The organism is uncultured Nitrospira sp., assembly GCA_902500695.1.
Classification (GTDB): Bacteria; Nitrospirota; Nitrospiria; order Nitrospirales; family UBA8639; genus Nitrospira_E.
In genome coordinates this window covers 20,625-40,490 of the sequence record CABVRQ010000019.1, presented here as the reverse complement: position 1 = coordinate 40,490, position 19,866 = coordinate 20,625, and the positions used below count along the sequence as shown (strand labels likewise).

General features: G+C 50.2%; 16 protein-coding genes. 10 read left to right on the top strand and 6 right to left on the bottom strand.

Going from position 1 to position 19,866, the window contains the following annotated elements:
- Positions 1–18 precede the first annotated feature (18 nt).
- Entirely contained in the window at positions 19–2,223 is a 2,205-nt protein-coding gene (gene glgB, locus AAH187_RS07065; protein WP_342347741.1) for a 1,4-alpha-glucan branching protein GlgB, read from the top strand.
- Between the two features lie 161 nt (positions 2,224–2,384).
- On the opposite strand, the gene treZ is transcribed toward glgB, so the two are convergent.
- Entirely contained in the window at positions 2,385–4,262 is a 1,878-nt protein-coding gene (treZ, locus tag AAH187_RS07060) for a malto-oligosyltrehalose trehalohydrolase (RefSeq protein WP_342347740.1), read from the bottom strand.
- A gap of 201 nt (positions 4,263–4,463) precedes the next feature.
- Between treZ and glgX the strand changes: the two genes are divergently transcribed.
- Positions 4,464–6,599, top strand: coding sequence for a glycogen debranching protein GlgX (glgX, locus tag AAH187_RS07055; RefSeq protein WP_342347739.1), 2,136 nt, complete (start codon positions 4,464–4,466; stop codon positions 6,597–6,599).
- A gap of 150 nt (positions 6,600–6,749) precedes the next feature.
- On the opposite strand, the gene AAH187_RS07050 is transcribed toward glgX, so the two are convergent.
- The gene (locus tag AAH187_RS07050) at positions 6,750–6,977 is read right to left on the bottom strand and encodes a YtxH domain-containing protein (RefSeq protein WP_342347738.1); all 228 of its coding nucleotides are present in this window, start codon (positions 6,975–6,977) and stop codon (positions 6,750–6,752) included.
- Positions 6,978–7,054: 77 nt separating this feature from the next.
- Entirely contained in the window at positions 7,055–7,387 is a 333-nt protein-coding gene (locus tag AAH187_RS07045; RefSeq protein WP_342347737.1) for a DUF2934 domain-containing protein, read from the bottom strand.
- 527 nt (positions 7,388–7,914) lie between these two features.
- Here AAH187_RS07045 and malQ point away from each other — a divergent pair.
- The 6 genes from malQ (at position 7,915) to AAH187_RS07015 (ending at position 16,092) form a co-directional block, all read left to right on the top strand.
- Positions 7,915–10,149 (top strand): 4-alpha-glucanotransferase, encoded by a 2,235-nt coding sequence (gene malQ / locus AAH187_RS07040; RefSeq protein WP_342347736.1) that lies wholly within the window; start codon positions 7,915–7,917, stop codon positions 10,147–10,149.
- A 202-nt stretch (positions 10,150–10,351) separates the two neighbouring features.
- Positions 10,352–11,200 carry a hypothetical protein gene (locus AAH187_RS07035; RefSeq protein ID WP_342347735.1) on the top strand — a complete coding sequence of 283 codons (849 nt, stop codon included), beginning with the start codon at positions 10,352–10,354 and terminating at the stop codon, positions 11,198–11,200.
- Positions 11,201–11,203: 3 nt separating this feature from the next.
- The gene (locus AAH187_RS07030) at positions 11,204–12,040 is read left to right on the top strand and encodes a CBS domain-containing protein (protein WP_342347734.1); all 837 of its coding nucleotides are present in this window, start codon (positions 11,204–11,206) and stop codon (positions 12,038–12,040) included.
- Complete coding sequence (gene mgtE, locus AAH187_RS07025; protein WP_342347733.1) at positions 12,037–13,371, top strand: magnesium transporter; 1,335 nt, start codon at positions 12,037–12,039, stop codon at positions 13,369–13,371. The genes AAH187_RS07030 and mgtE overlap by 4 nt, the downstream gene beginning before the upstream one ends.
- Positions 13,372–13,543: 172 nt before the next feature.
- Positions 13,544–14,311 (top strand): CBS domain-containing protein, encoded by a 768-nt coding sequence (locus AAH187_RS07020; protein ID WP_342347732.1) that lies wholly within the window; start codon positions 13,544–13,546, stop codon positions 14,309–14,311.
- Positions 14,312–14,628: 317 nt separating this feature from the next.
- Complete coding sequence (locus AAH187_RS07015) at positions 14,629–16,092, top strand: Do family serine endopeptidase (protein ID WP_342347731.1); 1,464 nt, start codon at positions 14,629–14,631, stop codon at positions 16,090–16,092.
- A 148-nt stretch (positions 16,093–16,240) separates the two neighbouring features.
- Here the strand turns inward: AAH187_RS07015 and AAH187_RS07010 are convergent, their stop codons facing one another.
- The 3 genes from AAH187_RS07010 to AAH187_RS07000 all read right to left on the bottom strand — a co-directional run bounded on the left by AAH187_RS07010 (position 16,241) and on the right by AAH187_RS07000 (position 17,722).
- The gene (locus tag AAH187_RS07010; RefSeq protein WP_342347730.1) at positions 16,241–16,879 is read right to left on the bottom strand and encodes a hypothetical protein; all 639 of its coding nucleotides are present in this window, start codon (positions 16,877–16,879) and stop codon (positions 16,241–16,243) included.
- A gap of 82 nt (positions 16,880–16,961) precedes the next feature.
- Positions 16,962–17,402: a hypothetical protein gene (locus AAH187_RS07005; RefSeq protein WP_342347729.1), complete on the bottom strand. Its 441-nt coding sequence runs from the start codon at positions 17,400–17,402 to the stop codon at positions 16,962–16,964.
- The gene (locus AAH187_RS07000) at positions 17,399–17,722 is read right to left on the bottom strand and encodes a hypothetical protein (RefSeq protein WP_342347728.1); all 324 of its coding nucleotides are present in this window, start codon (positions 17,720–17,722) and stop codon (positions 17,399–17,401) included. The genes AAH187_RS07005 and AAH187_RS07000 overlap by 4 nt, the downstream gene beginning before the upstream one ends.
- A 1,255-nt stretch (positions 17,723–18,977) precedes the next feature.
- Here AAH187_RS07000 and AAH187_RS06995 point away from each other — a divergent pair.
- Together AAH187_RS06995 and AAH187_RS06990 are read left to right on the top strand one after the other, a co-directional pair.
- Entirely contained in the window at positions 18,978–19,463 is a 486-nt protein-coding gene (locus AAH187_RS06995) for a hypothetical protein (RefSeq protein ID WP_342347727.1), read from the top strand.
- A 74-nt stretch (positions 19,464–19,537) separates the two neighbouring features.
- The coding region (locus AAH187_RS06990) for a hypothetical protein (protein WP_342347726.1) at positions 19,538–19,866 on the top strand (329 nt) is incomplete at its 3' end.

The following is a 19,866-nucleotide window of genomic DNA, read 5'->3' as shown; positions in this document are numbered from 1 at the left end:
AGAAAGGACTCATTGGCAATGCCAATACTCTCAAATCGTTTTCAACGTCTGGTTTCTGCCATTGAATGGGATCCGTTTTCCGTATTGGGTCCTCATCAGGGCGATTCGACGAATTCTTCTGATATCTGCATTAGGGCATTTCTGCCTGAGGCTGCCGAAGTGGTCGTGCTTCCTGGGAAAAATGACAGCACCCCTATTCCCATGAAGCTCGTCCATCCTGATGGGGTCTTTGAATCACGGTGGAATGGTCATCCATTGGGCACGGATTATCAATTTCGCATCGTCGATCGTCAGGGGAAAGCCAGCCAACGCCACGACCCCTATGCGTTTTCCCCGCTCATCTCAGATTTTGACTTACATTTGTTCGGGGAGGGCAAACTTTACAAAGCTTATGAGCAGCTTGGGGCGCAAGTCTGCATCCATCAGGGAGTTCAAGGGGTTAATTTTGCTGTGTGGGCCCCAAATGCCAAGCGGGTCAGCGTGGTAGGAGACTTCAATGAATGGGATGGACGCCGGCATCCGATGAGAAGCCGAGGAGGTGGTGGAATTTGGGAGTTATTTATTCCGGATATGAATGATGGTGCGGTGTATAAATTCGAAATTTTGCCGCAAAATGGGGATGCCCCATTTTTGAAAGCCGACCCGTATGCCTCTTCCGCTGAACTGCGACCCAAAACGGCGTCTGTGGTTCGTGATCTTTCGGGGTATGAATGGCGGGACGGGGAGTGGATGACAGCCAGGCAAACCTGTGATCCCCTCACTCAGCCTTGGTCCATTTATGAGGTGCATTTGGGATCATGGAAACGGGTTCCAGAGGAAGGGTCTCGATGGTTGACCTACGGCGAATTAGCTCAAAACCTCATTCCCTATGTGAAGGAAATGGGATTTACCCACATTGAGTTGATGCCGGTGACCGAACATCCGTTTGACGGGTCATGGGGGTATCAAGCCACCGGGTATTTCGCGCCAACAAGCCGTTTTGGCACTCCTGCAGAGTTTATGGCGTTTGTGGATGGCTGTCATCAGGCCGGCATTGGGGTCCTGATGGATTGGGCTCCAGCGCATTTTCCCGAAGATCCCCATGGGTTGGCCTGGTTTGATGGGACAAATTTATATGACCATTCCGACCCGAGGCTTGGATTTCATCCGGAATGGAATAGCCGGATCTTTAATTATGGCCGGACCGAAGTCAGAAATTTTCTGATCAATAGCGCGCTCAGTTGGTTCGACCGATACCATATCGATGGTCTTCGCGTGGATGCTGTCGCGTCGATGCTGTATCTCGATTATGCGCGAAAATCCGGTGAATGGATTCCCAATAAATTCGGGGGCCGAGAAAATCTGGAAGCGGTGGAATTTTTGAAAGAGCTGAACACCGTAGCTCACCAGGAACATCCCGGCATTGTGATGATTGCGGAAGAATCCACTGCATGGCCAGGGGTCTCCAGGCCGACCTATGTCGGAGGGTTAGGATTTACGTTTAAGTGGAACATGGGGTGGATGCACGATACCCTGGATTATTTCAGTCTGGATCCGATCTATCGGAGATATCATCAACATAACGTGACTTTTGGATTAGTCTATGCATTTACCGAAAACTTTGTCCTCCCGCTTTCTCATGATGAAGTCGTGCATGGCAAAAAATCGCTCCTGGATAAAATGCCAGGGGACGACTGGCAGCGATTTGCGAATTTACGGGCCTTGTATGGACATATGTGGGGTCATCCTGGAAAGAAAATGTTATTCATGGGCTGCGAGATCGGGCAATGGTGGGAATGGAATCATGATGATAGCCTGCAATGGCATCTGCTTGAGTACGATCGGCATCGGGGTCTTCAGCGGTACGTCGCTGATCTTAACCGCTTGTATGCCTCACAACCTGCGCTCCATCAAGTTGACTATGATTGGACGGGGTTTCAGTGGATCGATCTTCATGACAGCGATAATTCGACGCTCACGTACTTCAGGCGCGCCAAAGATCCTTCCGATATTGTGGTCTGTTCTCTGAATCTTACCCCTGTTCCTCGAGAAGCCTATCGAATGGGCGTGCCGACCGGCGGATATTATCGGGAACTCTTGAATAGTGACTCAGAGGCGTACGGTGGAAGCAATATGGGGAATGGTGGAGGGGTCCAAGCCGAAGATATGCCTTGGCATGGCCAACCGTTTTCTGTGCTCATCACCATCCCGCCGTTAGCCGCGGTCTTTTTTAAACCCGAGTGAATCTGCGAGATTTCTGCGTATCTGTTTTTCGTCTCTCCTCAACAACCATCTGTTTGTGGTGGTAAGGCGAGAACCCTTTCTATTTTACCCAAGACACTCCTCTCGGCAAGAGGAATGTCTTGGGTCTCAACGATTGTCGTAGATGGTCTCTGGATAAATTGCTAGTCAGTTTTCAGGAAAATCCAGGCCGGATAGGGGGGAAGCTTGAGAGAGACCTGTTCCACCTTCTGAATGTTTAGGTTGGAGGGAGCCAGAAGTTCTTCCTGATCGTCAGCGGCGAAGGTTCCACTATCAAGTCGGGATTCCCAATTCCCTTTTGGAAGCTTGACTAACGCTAATGATGCCTTATCGTGAAACCCTAGAAGCATGAGTGCGTCAGGTCCCTCTTTGGCACGGCGATGAATGATCAGTAACTGACTTTTCGCATGGGATCCAATCTGGATCTTATGACCTTTCGTTCCGGTGCCTAATGCGGGAATAGACTTGCGGAGGTGAATCAAAGCCTGGCACCATCGGGCGTGGGCGTGTTGTTGCGGATTAGTCTCAATGCAAGGATGAATGGTGGAACGATCGAAGGTCCCTTGAGCATAGGGATCAGGAATGTCCGTCCATCCGAACGCCGCGAATTCTCTTGTCCTCCCCTGTCGGACGGCCTCAATTAAAGCCGGGTCTCCATGATCGATAAAATACAGGAAAGGAGCGGTTTCACCGTATTCTTCTCCCATGAATAAAAGTGGAAGGTTGGGAGAGAGAAGCACCGTGGCATTGGCGACTTTGAGGGCTTCAAAGCTCACCAAGCTACTGAGGCGATCTCCCTGTGCGCGATTGCCGATTTGATCATGATTTTGGGCGCACACCACAAGTTGTGTTGGTGAACATGGCTTGAAGGAGTTTCCATGTTTTCGTCGCCGATGTTGAGAGTATTGTCCGGTATAGACTACGCCTTCTCGTATGGCCTTTGCCAAGTCCTTTAACTGTCCAAAATCTTCATAGTAGCCCTTACGTTCTTTTGTCAGCACGGCATGCAGGGCATGATGAAAGTCATCGCTCCACTGCCCGTCCAGCCCATGCCCCCCTCGTGAAATGGGCGAAATAATACGGACATCATTCAGGTCACTTTCGGCAATGACATGTACCTGCCGATTGAGCCGTTGTCCCTCCGCACGGACCGCTTCACCAATATCCTGAAGAAGATGCTTGGCGCTGAAATCAAAGATGCCGTGAATGGCATCCAGGCGTAACCCGTCAATATGATACTCATGAATCCAGTACACGGCATTACTGATCATGAACTGTCTGACAGCGTCGCTCTCGGGTCCATCGTAGTTGAGGGCGCTCCCCCATGGAGTTTTATAGGTGTCGGTAAAGTATGGGCCAAAATCACCAAGGTAATTTCCTTCCGGCCCCAGATGGTTATAAACGACGTCCATGATCACCGCGAGGCCGGCTGCATGACAGGCATTGACGAGTCGCTTGAGGCCGTCAGGCCCACCATAGTTCTGCTGCGGAGCAAAGAGAAAGGTCCCATCGTATCCCCAGTTTCTGGTTCCCGGGCATTGCGCCACCGGCAAGAGTTCGATGGCGGTGATGCCAACCTGGTCACGCAAATAGGACAGACGGCTGATGATGGCATCAAAGGTCCCTTCCTGGGTGAAGGTGCCGGTATGGAGCTCGTAGATGATATATTGCTCAAGAGGCAGGCCACGCCAGGATGGATCTGTCCAGGAAAACGCATGAGGATCGATAATTTCCGACGGGCCATGCACGCCATCCGGTTGCGAGCGGGAAGCCGGATCAGGACGCTCGATAGTGTGATTTAATACATATTGATAGCGAGTGCCCGGAGAGATGTCTGGTACGGTTCCTTTCCAATACCCAAAAGATTCCTGAGAAAGGGGAATCGGTTCGCCGGCATTTCCTATAATGTTGACGGCCACCGACTGAACCTTGGGTGCCCACACCCGGAATTCTACAGAAGAGGCGTCGATGCACGATCCGCCCAGTTCTAATTGCCATCGTACGGCCTTTAATTTTTCCAAACGTGTTTCCTCCCTGCTGTTATTGTCGATCATTTTATTTGTGGGGGGAATGCCTGCTGATGATGGAAAGCTTAACAAATAGGCGGAGACCTGGAAACCCCGGCAGAAGCTTATCCCCTTTGCCCCGTCTTGAGATATACTGTATTATCGGCACCCGCAATTCCCGATATTCAGAAACCCATATCCAGGAGAGCAGAATCTATGAGAATTTGGCCAGGTCGATCATACCCGCTTGGTGCCACATGGGACGGCCAGGGAGTCAATTTTGCGCTCTTCTCCGAGAATGCGACCGGTGTGGATCTTTGTCTGTTTGACGATGAACTTCAGGAGCAGGAAACCCACAGGATTCCCATTGAGGAACGAACGGATCAAGTCTGGCATGTGTATTTACCTGAGGTGCGTCCCGGTCAACTCTATGGATACCGGGTGCATGGGCCATATGATCCTGGGGCGGGGCACCGGTTTAATCCTGCCAAGCTTCTCATCGATCCGTATGCGAAGTCCTTGACGGGTGTTGTGCGATGGTCCGATTCCATGTTTGGCTACCGTCTTGGAGATCCGGCAGGTGATCTCTCAATTGATGATCGCAACAATGCGGCCAACATTCCGAAAGGGGTGGTTGTCGACCAGGCCTTTAGCTGGGGAGGCGACCAACTTTTGAATATTCCCTGGGAGCAGACCGTGATCTATGAAGTCCACGTCAAGGGCATGACGATGCGGCATCCGGATGTTCCTGAAGCCTTGCGGGGAACCTATGCGGGTTTGGCCTCTCCGGCGATTATTGAATATTTGCAATCGCTCGGAATTACCGCCGTAGAATTGTTGCCGGTTCAACATTTTGTGAATGACCTCTATCTGAAGGAAAAGGGTCTGACCAATTATTGGGGGTACAACTCCATTGGGTATTTTGCCCCGGACATCCGATATTCGGCTTTTCCTGGTGGGGGAGAAAAGGTCGATGAGTTCAAATCCATGGTCAGGAAACTCCATAGTGCAGGCATCGAAGTCATTCTTGATGTGGTCTATAACCACACGGGAGAAGGGAATCACTTCGGGCCAACGTTATCATTCCGGGGGATTGATAACGCATCCTATTATCGTGTGTCCCCGGACAATCCACGCTATTATATGGATTACACCGGCTGTGGAAATACGCTGAATGTCCGACATCCACGGACCTTACAATTGATCATGGACAGCTTGCGGTATTGGGTGATCGATATGCATGTGGATGGTTTCCGGTTTGACCTGGCATCCGCATTGGCACGTGAGTTACACGATGTGGATCGACTCAGTGCCTTTTTTGACATCATTCACCAGGATCCTGTGTTGTCGCAGGTGAAGCTGATCGCAGAACCCTGGGATCTGGGAGAAGGCGGCTATCAGGTGGGAAATTTTCCACCTGGGTGGACGGAATGGAATGGAAAATACCGCGATTCTATACGCCGGTATTGGAAGGGGGATGGCGGATTGCTTGGGGAAGTCGCCAATCGTTGGTCCGGGAGCAGCGATCTTTACGGAGAAAGCGGGCGACAACCCTATGCCAGTATCAATTTTGTCACTGCCCATGACGGATTTACCCTCCAGGATTTGGTGTCTTATGATCACAAGCATAATGAAGACAATCAGGAGGGAAATCGGGACGGGACCGATGACAATGATAGTTGGAATTGTGGTGTCGAAGGTCAGACCGATGATCCCGCGATTCAGGAATTACGTGATCGGCAGGTCCGGAATTTTTTCGCCACCCTGTTGTTATCCCAGGGAGTGCCGATGATCTGTGGCGGAGATGAATTGGGTCGTACGCAGCAGGGGAATAACAATGCCTATTGCCAGGATAACGAGTTAAGTTGGATAAATTGGAACCTGACGCGACCTCAACTCGGATTGTTGGACTTTGTGAAACTGCTTATTGACATTAAAAAAACCCATCCGGTGTTTCAACGCCGAAGGTTTTTTCAAGGGCGTCGGGTAGAGGACTCAGAGGTGAAGGATATTGCCTGGTTCGGATCGCATGGGAAAGAAATGTCGCATGAAGATTGGCAGATGGGCCTCCGAACTTTGGGAATACGGTTAGCAGGGGATGCGATTGTGGAGAAAGATAGTCAAGGACGGCCGATTGTCGACGAGACGTTTCTCGTATTAATCAACGCCCATCATGAGGATGTGGATTTCATTCTTCCTGCTCACACTAAATCCGTTCGGTGGGAGTTGGAGTTTGACACAGGTGTGCCTGTTGACAAGAAAAGTCCCAAACATACGAAATTGCTGAAAGGGGGCCAACCCTACCATTTAGTCTCCAGGGGGCTTGCCTTGTTTCGAACCCCGAAATCCTGACCAGGGACTCCATGGCCATCTGTCACTGGGTCCGATGGATACGGCTCATGGGGAACCGAATCAGCCACCATGCCCCCATTTGGGCAGGTGGTCAAAACGGGTACGGAGACATGAGCGTTTGTGCGGGACAGAACCCTTGGCATCAGTCGGCTAGACAACAAATTTTTTGCTGCGCTCGACAATGCCGGTGACCGCTTCCTTGGCATCATCTGCAAATTCTCCGGCCCGTTCGCTGGCATCTTCCATCATGTTCTTTAACTGACGACGGGTTCGGGATCCTGACTGGGGAGCCATCAACAGACCAAGTCCGGTTCCGAGAACCACTCCGACCATTAATGATAGTCCAGCGAGCAAGACATATCGAGTGTCGTTATCCATGTGAGATATCCTCCATTGTTTGAATGTCAGTGAGTAAAAGGTGTCTGGTTTTCAAAAATCAATATTCCAATCGTCCACTAAGCTGGCGGAGGCTGCTGTAAGAGGATTTCACGCTCGGCTTGAAGCCAATCTTCCCAATCACTGCCATGTTGGCCTCCACGCCGATGATGAATTTCATAGGCGCGTTGGGCAATTCGTTCCCGCAATTCTTCGGATAGAGCCATAGAGGGACCCGGATAGGAGGTCTGGGGATCCTTGTGTTTTGCCTGAGGCATCGCTGACCGCTTGGTCGTAGCTGATGACACAGCTTTGCTAGTGGTTTTTGGAGCCGTTTTGCCTGCCGTGAGCGGTTTTTTTGTGGTGGAGGGTTTTTTCTTGGGTGGTTTCTCGTCTGGTGTTTTGGGAGGCATAATTCGTTTCTCAGCTCCTATGCTTGTCTGATTTATGAGGGACCCCATTCTAATTCCCTTAAAAAACATTGTACCGGAAATAGGGCGTTTCGTCCAAGCCGTTGGACATTTCTGTGGCTATCGCAGGGTTGCTGAAAAGGGAAAATGATTTTTCTGGAAGTTGGGGGGAAACGTTCCCGTGCAAAGAGTTAAGTGAGTATTGAACCTGCCAAATGTTGATTATTCAGATCAGTTTTTACAGCAGATAAGAACGAGGTTTGTAGAAGACACAAGATTGATCTTCCCTTACAATGATAAAGCGCACGTGGGGAAAGAGAACTTTGTGAAGGGAAAATACTCGGCCAAAGGGCAAGACTGGAAACTCCTTCTGATCTCTAGCGCCGAATATGAATAGGGTGGTGGAGGCGTGGTTCGTCCGCAGGGCACCTTCATTAACAGGATGCAACAAAACTGAGGATGGGGTACGGTTGAAAGTGGTTACGTGCTAACAGACATTAAGAACATTTCCTTTTTTTTGAATGAAAACGATGAAAAATTATGAGTCTGCCACGAAGCTGATTTGGCAACTAGGCCAGCAGTATGGCATTGAGCCGGTCTATTATGATGGGTTAGGTGTTGAGCGACAGGTCACGGTGCCTCATCTCCGGCAAGTCCTGGCCAGCATGGGAGTAAAGGCCTCCTCGAAACAGGAAATTCGTGACTCGCTTTCTTATGCGATCTCCCGAACCTGGGCACAGGTTATTGATTCAGTTGTGGTGCGGTATCCTTCTGATTCCCCGTTCATGTTGCCTCTTTCGATTCCTCTTGAGGATATCAGTTTGGAGAAGGTTTCCCTCACTATCCAGGTGACGGATGAGAAGGGAGGCAGTCGGCACCTAACACTGCGAGGTGCCAGTGGTGAGGTGAAAGCTGAGAAGACAATCCAAGGAATTAAATATGTCCAGGTGCATTTTCCTCTTTCGGGAAAATTTCCACTCGGATACTTCCGTCTTTCGGTCCGTGTGAAGCTTCACTCAGAGCGAACAGTGGAGGGACAGGCCCTGCTTATTGTGGCACCGAGGAAATGTTATCTCCCCTCTTTGCCCAAACGTGCTTGGGGGATTTCTCTTCAACTCTATGGATTACGATCACACAGAAACTGGGGAATTGGGGATTTTCGAGATTTAGAAGAGATCATGAAAGTGGCGGGGACTCGTTGGGGAGTGGCTACCATCGGGGTCAATCCTCTTCATATCCCGGCAGCAGGATTAACAAGCCCCTATTCTCCGTCCAGTCGTCTCTTTTGGAGTCCTGTGTATTTGAACCTGGAGGGGGTGGACGAATGGCGGATGTCGGCAGGTCTTCGTCAAAAAGCTAAAAGTGCAAAATTTCTGCATACCCTCCAACAGCTTCGGGAGAATCCACTCGTCGACTATGAAGCGGTAGGGAAACTGAAATGGACAGTTCTTGAGAAATTATTTCGAGTGTTTCGACGACACCATCTCCGGCCCAAAAATCTCACGGCTCGTGGAAGGGCGTTTGCCAAATTTGTTTCCGGTTTCCATCCGCAACTGACAATGTTTTGTACATTTCAGGTCTTGACTGAACACCTGGGGACGGTGGCATGGCGTACCTGGCCGAACGCCTTTCAGCATCCCCAGTCCCCTGATGTGGAAGTTTTTCAACGATCCTATGCCACTCGCGTACAATTTTATCAATACGTTCAATGGCTGTGTGAGTTGCAATTACAGCAACTCGATCATGTCGCAAAGACACATTCGTTGTCCCTCCGGCTGTATCACGATCTCCCGGTAGGCATTCATCCTGATGGTGCTGATGCCTGGGTCTTTCAAGATCAGCTTGCGTCCGACATCACGGTTGGAGCCCCACCGGACTCTTTTAATCTCAATGGACAAAGTTGGGGATTGGTCGTTCCCAATCCCGTTCGATTACGGGAGGATGGCTATCGCTTCTTTCGAGAAACTTTACGGCAAAACATGCGACATGGAGGTGTCCTCCGGATCGATCATGCCTTGGGGCTGTTCCGAATGTTCTGGGTCCCCCAAGGCGGAACAGGGAAGGATGGCATCTATGTCAGGACCTATGTGGATGAAATTTTGGCGGTCCTGGCTTTGGAAAGTGTGCGACGAAAGGTGATGGTGGTTGGAGAAGATCTCGGTGCTGTCACTCCTGCCATTCGGCAAAAATTGGATGCAGCGGGTCTTCTTTCCTATCGACTGCTATTTTTTGAACGAGAGCCCGGCGGAGCCATGATTCCGCCACATGCCTATCCTGAACAGGCGCTTGTGGCTGCGACGACACATGACCTCCCTACCCTCAAAGGGTTTTGGGCTGGACGGGATATCATTATTAAGGAAGAAGGGGGTGTCTATCTCAGAAAAAAGGATATCGAGCAAGAGCAGCGACGCCGTGCTGAAGATCGGGAACGATTATGGGAGGCCTTACATCGGGAGGGCCTCTGTGCTGCCCAGGCGATTCCCCCTAGTCTTCCGGACGACATGCTTCAAGCCATGTACCAGTACTTAGGCAGGACACCCTCCCGCCTGCTCATCGTGCAGCTTGAAGATTTGTTGGCAGAGCTGGATACGCCTAATCTGCCAGGAGCACCGGACTCAGTTTATCCTTCCTGGCGGGTTCGGATTGGTCGAGAGTTGACTGCCTGGCTGAAAGATCGGGCCATCCTGTGTTTTGCTAAGGCTATGCAGCGGGAGCGAAGGAAGGGAGGAGGTACGAACCAGATGTGCAGGGAAACGGTTTCATGAGCTCTTCTCTATAACGAATGGCCAGTCAGGTTGTATGCCAACATTGAATAAAATGAGGTATCTCGCCAGAATGTCAGTTGCGTGATGTCCAAGAGGGTACTATGATCAACGATTGTCATATTCCCATGACCATCGAATCTGGTTGGGAAGACATGGCATTTCGTCTAGATAGGTCGATCGGGAAGAGAGGGCGATCCTTCATATGCAAGAGAAAAAACTGACGATGGCCGGGTGGGTGGATGGCTTAACCGACGCGGTTACCGCGAGCCTGGCTCAAATAGTTGCCTATTTACCAACTCTGATTTTGGCCTGCATGCTGTTGGGTCTTGGCTATGTGCTGGCCAGGTTGGTGTCTGTCGTGGTGACACGCTTGTTGCAATTGATGGGGTTTGACCGGTTACTGAGTCGCACCGCCGTGCAAACCTTATTGGAGCGATCAGGAACCAAGCAGAAAAGTTCAGAAATATTAGGGATGATTGGCTTTTGGATTATTTTCCTGGTTTTTCTCATTCAAGCGTCCGACACCCTGAGTTTAACGATGGTCTCGGATGCGTTGACGAGTATTGCCTACTACATTCCCAAAGTTGGAATTGCCGTGTTGGTGCTGGTTCTGGGTTTAATCGCCGCGAACTTTGTCCGTGAATTGATTACCATGACGTGTAGCTCGGCAGGGATTACCCACGGGACGATGGTGGCCCAGGCCGTCTATGTAGCGGTAGTCCTGTTGATCGTAGTGACGGCCATTGACGCACTTGGGATTAATACAGAATTATTGAATAATACTATTATCATATTATTGGCGGGATTGATCGGGGGGGCGGCATTATCGTTTGGGTTGGGGTCACGAACTGCCGTGGCCAATCTCATTGCCGCTCATTATTTGGGTTCAATGGTTCGGGTGGGTATGACCGTAAAAATCGGGGAGAACCAAGGAACCGTCGTTGCAGTTACACCCATCTCGGTCGTGTTAGAAACCAGGGAAGGCCGGGTTATTGTTCCTGCTACTCAGGTCACCGAATCAACAGCTGTCATCACTCATCCTGAGCATTAGCCTATGGACCTCGAACATCGGCTCACTCTCGGGTATCTGCAGGCCCATCCCGTGGAAGCGGCTCGTCATCTGGAATCCCTGGATCCCCATGAATCGGCTTCGCTCCTGGAGGCCTTGCCCGGCGAAGAAATCGCTGGTGTGTTGGAGCATTGTTTGCCGGTGTCCACTGCCAAAATCATCGAAGAGCTTTCGAAAGACCTTGGAGCAGACGTCTTAAGCGCCATGAATGCCACATCAGCCATCGGGGTTCTTCGGCAATTTGAGGAACCTGTTCGCCAGGAAGTATTAGACCGGCTGGATGATCCGATGGGGGCTACCCTTCGCCGTGCCTTGCGGTATTCACCCAATACGGCCGGAAGCTTAGCGGATCCTCAGGTGTTCACGCTTCCACCTGATATTGCCGTCGAAGAGGCCATAGACCGTATTCGTACCTATGGCCAGAAAGCCATGTACTATGTCTATGTCATCGATCGCGATAGCAAATTGGAAGGTGTCCTCACATTGAGGCAACTGCTGATTGATCGGTCTGATCATTTAGTCGGAACATTAATGGAGACCCAGATTACCACGTTATCAGCAGAGGCCAATCTGGAAGAAATTCTCAAACATTCTGAGTGGAGCCGGTTTCATACCTTGCCGGTGGTGGATCGATGGGGAACATTTTTTGGTGCCCTGCGATATCGGATGTTACGCAGGATTGAGAAAGATGTCGGAGGCAAGGCTCCGTTGGGTTCCGTGAGTGATTCGCTCATGCAACTTTGGGAAGTGTATTCGTTAACCGGCATTCGTTTAATGACCGATGTTGCAGAAACCCTACAAGATCGGAACAAAATAGGGTGAGGGATCTGACCACGCAAAGGGGCACAAAGGTTCGGGGAAGAGGTCATCTTCTGAATGAGGCATTTTTTCAGAATCATCATGAGGAAGCCGCACGTATTCTGGAAGGGTATCCGGTGGAGGATGTTCTACGAGTCCTGCAGGGAACCAGTCCGAAAAATGCCGCGAATCTCCTTGCCTGTATCACTCCTCCCGTGGCTGCGGATACGTTGGCGATCATGCCCACCGATCTCCTGAAGCAGGTTGTGCCGCATCTTTCGCCGTCATTGGCTGCCTCCCTATTTCAGCGGTTGGACGACGATCTGCAACGGGCGATTCTTTTCAGAGTTCCTGAACGGTATGCACAGGAAATCCGGTCCTATATGACATATCCGGAGGAATCCGTCGGCCGTATTATGGATCCAAAGTTTTTTGTGTTGCAGGAGGAAAGCACGGTTCGAGAAGCCATGGTACAGGTGCGGATCAGAGCGCAAAAAGATGTCCATGATGTGTATGTCATTGATCGAACCCAAAAGCTTGTGGGCCGGATTTCCGTTCGTGACTTACTGCTGGTGGATCCGGAAGAAAAATTGCAGTCAGTCATGGTTCAGGATCTTCCCACCATTCATCCTTTGGAATCGCGTGAAGAGATTATTGAACTCTTTGGTGAACGGCATTTTTTTACGATTCCCGTTGTGGATTTGGACAAACGGCTATTAGGCGTTGTTCGAAACGAAGCCATTATTAAAGCCAGTCAGGAAGATGCGAGTGCGGACCTGCTCACGATGGTGGGGGCAAATAAGGATGAGCGTGCGCTTTCCCCTGTATGGTTTTCCGTCCGAAAACGATTGCCGTGGTTGCAGCTCAATCTATTAACGGCATTTGCGGCCGCCTTTGTGGTGGGAATGTTCGAAGGGACCATTGCCAAATTTACGGCTCTGGCCGTTTTGCTTCCGGTTGTTGCCGGGCAATCAGGCAATACCGGGGCTCAATCCCTCGCTGTGGTCATTCGCGGGTTGGCCTTACGGGATATTCGACCATCTCAATGGCTCCGGGTCAGCGGGAAAGAAGTCTATGTCGCATTTTTAAATGGACTGGCTGTTTCTGCTACGGCCTGCTTTGCTGTGGGCTTATGGAGCCGGTCGTTGGGATTGGTCTTCATCATCGGATTATCCATGATCATCTCGATGGTCATTGCGGGGTTATCCGGCGCGATTATTCCCATCGCCTTGAAGGCACTCAAGCAGGACCCGGCGCAATCCTCCTCCATTGTGTTAACGACGGTCACCGATGTGGTCGGGTTTTTCAGTTTCCTAGGACTTGCCACCCTGCTTTCAAGTTTATTGGAAACTTGATCATTGATCGGTTTGTGGGCGGTGTCCTCTTCATAATCTGTTTCACCCCCTTCCATTCCCCTCGTGGGGGTCTATTCATTCCAGAAAAACTTCTGATTGCCTACTCATTAATGGTAGGGTAGTATCGTTTTTTCGTTCATTTTTATCTTAGTCCTTGAGGATAGGAGGCTTTATGGAATTATCCAAGACGTCTAAAACGGATCGAGTGGGTACATTGGATCAGGATATTGCCCGGATTCGTCAGCAGTTAGAGATCCTGAAAAAATTTCTGACTGATGAGCCTTCTCCCGCATCCTTGAATGAATTTGATTCGACCACAGAAGACATTCTTGCCGATGCATTCGGAAGTTCTTCGCCGCTTTTAGATACGTATGACTATGCCCAACTTGGGGAGGCAGCGGGGCTCATGAATCTTCCCGAAGGGGCGCCGGAAGGCACCACCCATCAATCCCAGCGCGAAACGGTTCGGCAACGTCAGCGAGTGTTGGAAAGCGGCATTGCGGATCTCGAAGCCAGACGGGCCTCTCTCTCGCAGGAGTCCAAGAAACGGAAAGGTGCCGGTCCAAACGTTGCAGACTATATGGCAAAAACTGTTCGATCGGTGTCGCTTGACGCCACCTTGCAAGAAGTCGCGCAATGCTTGCAAAAATGGAAGATCGGTTCTGTGTTGGTTCAAAGTGGGGATGAGTTCCTGGGATATATCACTGAAACAGAATTGACTCGAGAGGTGGTCGCGTCCGGAACAGACCCCGTGACAACCACGGTGAAGACCTGCATGCGTGAACCGTTAGTCACCATTGAGACCAGTGATTCAATTGTGGAAGCTGTGCGCCTGATGAAAGAGAAAGCTACCCGGCATCTTGCTGTCACAGAGAGTAACAGGATCGTCGGGGTCGTCTCCGTTTCGGATATTATCCGGTATTATTCCGGAGTTAAATAATCATTGTTTTAGTCGAGACTCTCCCTCGCCTTCTAACCTCTGGCTGCGATGCTTTCCTATTCGGGGAAACAGATGCTTTTTTGCCGTCGTGTTTCTCGAGGAGGGTGTCACCCTCATTTGAAAAAACCCTTCGACCCGCTCATGAAAGAGGCTTTAGGTTGGGGAGGGCCTACAGTGAATGGGGTATAAGAAAATTTCGCCTGAAGAAGATTTTGGGACAATAGTGGATTCAGCCAATCGAAGATTATCTCCGGGAATGCAGTACAGGCATCAAGAACCGATTATGTGGATGAAAAATGGACAATAAGAAGAGGAAGGTGACGCGTCATTGGCTCCCGCAGGCCTTTAGTCCGGCCTTGGCGATGTGGATCGGTTGTGCCGGTGTTTTTGCGGTGAGTATCGGAATGGAGAGAAGTCTTGGATGGGCAGGTGAACCATCGGAGTCGGCACTGGAACGGACGGAAGAAAAGACTTTAAATCAAGGGGGATTCGAAGACGTGGCTCAGGCGGTAACCCCGGCTGTGGTCAATATCACCGCAACCATTGATCTTGTCGATTCTCGGGGAGGAAGCGCTCCTCTTCCGTTTAGAGGTTTTGGTGAGGGCCAACCGCCACCGGGTATTCGCAAGCGTCAAAAGGGTTCAGGATCAGGAGTCATTTTGTCTTCCGACGGATATATTGTGACCAATAATCATGTGATTGCCGAAAGCCGTGATCTCCTTGTTACTCTTCCAGATGCGCGTGAATTTTCAGCCAAAGTTGTTGGTGCGGATCCGGAAACAGATTTGGCAGTTATCAAAATTCAGGCTGAGAATCTTCCAGTGATTCCCTGGGGAAATTCCTCCTCGTTAGCCGTTGGCCAATATGTATTGGCTGTTGGCAACCCGTTTGGTCTGAATTCAACGGTGACGCTTGGTATCATCAGCGCTCTTGATCGGGGAGGCATGGGGTTAGCCCGCTTTGAAGACTTTATTCAGACCGATGCGGCCATTAATCCTGGAAATTCCGGTGGAGCGTTGGTGAATACATGGGGAGAATTAGTTGGCATTAATACGGCAATAGCCTCTCAAAGTGGAGGGTATCAGGGAGTGGGGTTCGCAGTGCCTTCTTCATTGGCAAGGCCTGTGTTAGAGGAATTGATCAAAAATGGAAAGATTGTCAGAGGATATTTAGGTCTGGGTGTGCAGGAAATGACGACGGAGTTGGCTCCGTGGTTTGGCCTGAAAAACAGTGAAGGGGCTCTAGTGACCGATGTGGTGCCTGGTGGACCGGCCGATAATGCCGGGATACACCGGGGAGAGGTAATTCTTCAGTACCAAGGGGAACACGTGAAAGATGGGCAAATGCTTTTGGAGAATGTGACACGTGCCAATATTGGAGAACAGATCGAATTGGGGATGGTCGAGAATGGAAAAGAACGTAAGGTAAGAATGATTATCCGTGAGCAACCACCGATCCCTCAGGCGCGGCGTATTCGAACGCCTCGGGTGGAACATCCGCTTGCCGGTGTGGAAGTGGCCGAAGTCGATCAGGCGGCCATTCAGGAATATGAGTTGAATCCTGCAACCAAGGGCGCTGTGGTCTCATTTCTTGAGGAAGGGTGTGCTGCTGAATTGGCGGGGATCATAGAAGGCGATGTGATTATTGAATTGAATAAGCATCCCGTGGAATCGGTCAGAGAGTATTCCTCCTGGTATAAACGGCTGAAGAACGAACAGGTTGTGCTGATTGTGCTTGTCCGTGCTTCGCGTCATTTGTATGTGCTGGTGAAATCCTCCTGAAGGAGTCAGTGTGAGTAGGGTTTCCGGCATTTCACGGATTCTTCAGCCGAGCTTTTCCTTGGCGTTTAAGCGTTTTGAGGGATGCTTCCTTGTTTTTCAATCGGACTTGAATATTTGAATGGTCCTGGTTGAAAATTAGAGCAAGAGATCAAAATGGAGCGATCAGATCGGTAAACTCGAAGTCGAAAAAAAACAAGATGGTATATTCGTTGAAATAGGTTGACCCTTGGAACCATGGGGTGGAGCGAGTAAATTGTCCAGTAGCCGTTTCGTAAATATCCAGGCGGAATCGGGTATATCCTGACATTTTTTGAGAAGCGTATATTGCTATCTGGGGCAATGCAATCGGGAGGAGAGTACTCTGTATTGGAGGTAACCCGAACAAGGAGGACCTTTGTTCAGTTCCAAAGGCCTGGACAAGAATGTTGATCCGGTACTTTGCTTTAGCTGGATCCATGACGATTTTGACCCCTCTTTCTCCCAGCCAACCCCCAATCGCACCTTTGAAAAACTCTTTTGCAACGGCCAATCCCTGTTCAACGCTCAATCCAGAGATATTGAGACTTACTGTATCTCCAGAGGTTAAGGGAATGGGCATGGTGTTCTCTCGAGGCAAGCTGCGCTCCACAGCCTGAGCCATGAGGAATTGTTGGACTGCCGTTGGCGTTGCGGGCGGGGGTATGGCATTCATGGCGCCGCAGCCGGTCAGTATTCCTACTAAGAGGAGAACTTGTAGAATATTGATCACGGACCCATTCAACTGACGTGCTTCTGTTAACCAAACCACTTTCACCTCTTTTTTTGATAAGACCAAGAAAAAACGTAAGTCATTTTGAAGGAGAACTGGTATTCGATACTGCCTCGTTAGTCTAAGGGACAGATCCTGTGGGATCAGGTGTTGAGCCGATTTCCTGTGTAGGGTCAGATTGAATGGACGAACTCGGGTCTGTGTCAGTAGGAGGGGGTATGTTCGTATACTTGGTGACCCGAATCACCGGGGGGTCGGTCACAAAAGGTTCATATCGCCTCACATCTAATGTTACCAGATCACGTTCCTTAATGAGGAGGTCAATTTCCTGAACCTGTTGTTGAAAGGTCGCTAAAATGGTTCCGTCTTGGGTGGTAATCGTGATCAGTAATCGATCCTGTTGGCGTTGTTTGTGTGTCACCGACCCTTCAAGTGGATGCACGGTGTTCTTCAAAATAGCGGGAAGATAGGGATCCAAATACCGAGAGAGTAACAGCGGGCCACTTACGCCGAGGCCTAATCCCAGAAAAAAAACCGCCGCCGGCATGACCCATGGTCTCATGGTTTCTGCTCCGGGGTTGGAGGTTCCGTTTTCGGGCGTTCCTGTTCCGTTGGAGGAGAGGTCTGCTCGGTGGTTGGAGGTGAGCCTTCCAGGGGTTCCTGCTCCGTTGGGGTAGGTTTCTGCTGTCCACGAATAAACGTTTCCAGACGACTGAGGGCATCAGCGGTCAGGTCGCGAGCCCCTTTTGTCGCATGTTCGGATTTTTCGCTGAGGTCTTCTATTTGACGACGGAGATCGCGAATCCCCCCGCCGGTTCGCTGAAATGCCAGGATCGCAATCACCAGCGCGACGACAGCGATGAGTAATGTGACTACCTCCATGATGTCCTCCTTGCCGTTCTCAAAATGATTTCACCGATACATATAACAGTCTTTGACGCATTGGGACCGAACCCCTTCTGATTCTGACATACTCAATGGGTGAAAGATAAGGTGAATGAACTGGTTTCTCAAAATCTCACCGTGTCTCTGATGTCTGTGAGAGGAAATTTTGATGAATCTAGAAATAATCTGTTTTGGGTCTATATTTAGGGCTTTGGCTCTAACCGCTGTCTGCCGATAGCCTACACCGTAGAGCCAGGACGATTACACCACATCCACCTGGAGGAGCAACAATTTACCTCGCATGGACGGGTGGAGGTCGCAGTTGAATTTGTAGTCATCTGGCTTTAGCATCTGAATCCCAATTGAATGGTCGTCCCCTGGTGCCCTCAAGATCTTTTCCATAGACCTGCATGCCGTTCGAGAAGGTGTAAACCCGTAAGCTTTGAAACAATTGAGACGTGAACCTGTGTTGGATTCCATCGGCGATTTTGATGTTCAGGACCACATAGGAACTCTCAGGAGGGAGAGCCCATTTTGTTATAAAATATTGGGACGGACGAATAGTGAGCTCGATTTCCACCTCGGTGGCCTGAGAAAGCTTGGATCCCCGCCTATCCATGTTCAGGAGGGTATGACCACGACAAGTGCAAGAATAGGCCAGCTTTTGCTTCGGTGATTTATCGGGGATCTCCTTGCGGCTGGGCCAGCTCGAGAACGGCTGATGCTATTGTCGGCCTGACAATGCGCACGGCAGCGATTAAATTTTTGTGCTTACGTTTGATGGGTACTCAGGCCTTGACAGAGGAAAGGCCCATTGCTCATGCCATTGAAGTAGATGAATGGTATTTCCGCAGTCGTAGGAGGGGGAAGGGTGGATGAGAGGCTCCTGGGAAACTTCCGGTCTTTGGCATTTAAAAGCGTGGGAGGCACGTCTATAATCAAATCATTCCAGACCCAAAAGCTACCATGCTCCTCGGGATCAGGCGGAAAGGGGATGGTGCCGGATAGTCGTGTCTATACCCATACCGTTCGATCCTATCATGTGAATCATTTCAAGCGGTTTGCCAAAAAGCACACATACATCAATAGGATCGAAGCCAGTGGACGTATGAATAAACTTCGGCCAACGGGATCACGTTGACGAGTATACAGGGACCTTGTTGCTCTTCCATAAGGTGATTCAAAAAGGGAAGAGATCCGTTGGTCTGGTAAACATAGGGGAACGCACTGTTCGAGGTAAGAGAAAGGAAACATGATGTCTATCGCAAAAATATTGAAAATGCTTCTGGTAGTTTTCACTATGATCCTCACGGGAATGGGAACCGGATCGGCAGTCGCCGAAGAGATTCGGCCTTTACAATCGATTTTCAGTGATGTGGAAAGACACATTGGAGAATTGACCATCAACCTGGATGACATCAGAAAACGGATAGATTTTTTGCATAACCTCCCGGTCACGCATGACCCAGTCATTCAGGAATTGCGAGCACTTGATCTTCAAGGGTGGACACTGCACCTGGAACAATGGGAGCTGCAACTTGAACATTTGAGATTTGCGGAGACCATGTTACGAAAAGTTCAGGGACTTCCCGGTGAACTGCATGAGTTAAAGGCTGCCTGGCGCCTCCATGAAGGCCAGTACCGGACGAGCCTTGAAGTCTACCGCCGACAACGGGATACAATCGAAGAGCGCCGCCTGATCACAGAAGGGCACATGTTTGAGCGGTACCTTCCATGAGCGAACGTCAGTCACCATGCGCGCGCGCATGGCGGGACATGGTTTTTATAGGGCTTCTCGGTTTCGGAATATTTATGACCGGATGTACGTCCGTCAACACGCTTCTTCTCACTTCCCAGACCTTTCCGGCCAAAGCCTCATGGCAGGAAGTTGAAATTTTAATCCGGGAGCCTGCCTGTGCACATATCGGCATTGCTCAATTGAGTATGGAAGGTAGTGGGTCGGATAGTTATGCAACCGAGCAGGTCAACATTCTTAAAAAGGCCGCTTCATTAGGCAGTGATGCGGTCGTGTTTACCAAATCTGAAAAATATTTGGCGCATGGAGTCAGCTACCAAAGCCCTATGATGATGGGAGGACCCTGGGGTATGGGAAGTTATGGGTATCCCGGTCTGGGTTACGG

Excerpts from the sequence above, each read along its gene's own strand:
- glgB (WP_342347741.1), top strand. The coding sequence starts at position 19 with ATGCCAATACTCTCAAATCGTTTTCAACGTCTGGTTTCTGCCATTGAA.
- glgX (WP_342347739.1), top strand. The coding sequence starts at position 4,464 with ATGAGAATTTGGCCAGGTCGATCATACCCGCTTGGTGCCACATGGGAC.
- AAH187_RS07050 (WP_342347738.1), bottom strand. The coding sequence starts at position 6,977 with ATGGATAACGACACTCGATATGTCTTGCTCGCTGGACTATCATTAATG.
- AAH187_RS07045 (WP_342347737.1), bottom strand. The coding sequence starts at position 7,387 with ATGCCTCCCAAAACACCAGACGAGAAACCACCCAAGAAAAAACCCTCC.
- malQ (WP_342347736.1), top strand. The coding sequence starts at position 7,915 with ATGAAAAATTATGAGTCTGCCACGAAGCTGATTTGGCAACTAGGCCAG.
- AAH187_RS07035 (WP_342347735.1), top strand. The coding sequence starts at position 10,352 with ATGCAAGAGAAAAAACTGACGATGGCCGGGTGGGTGGATGGCTTAACC.
- AAH187_RS07030 (WP_342347734.1), top strand. The coding sequence starts at position 11,204 with ATGGACCTCGAACATCGGCTCACTCTCGGGTATCTGCAGGCCCATCCC.
- AAH187_RS07020 (WP_342347732.1), top strand. The coding sequence starts at position 13,544 with ATGGAATTATCCAAGACGTCTAAAACGGATCGAGTGGGTACATTGGAT.
- AAH187_RS07005 (WP_342347729.1), bottom strand. The coding sequence starts at position 17,402 with ATGAGACCATGGGTCATGCCGGCGGCGGTTTTTTTTCTGGGATTAGGC.
- AAH187_RS07000 (WP_342347728.1), bottom strand. The coding sequence starts at position 17,722 with ATGGAGGTAGTCACATTACTCATCGCTGTCGTCGCGCTGGTGATTGCG.
- AAH187_RS06995 (WP_342347727.1), top strand. The coding sequence starts at position 18,978 with ATGATGTCTATCGCAAAAATATTGAAAATGCTTCTGGTAGTTTTCACT.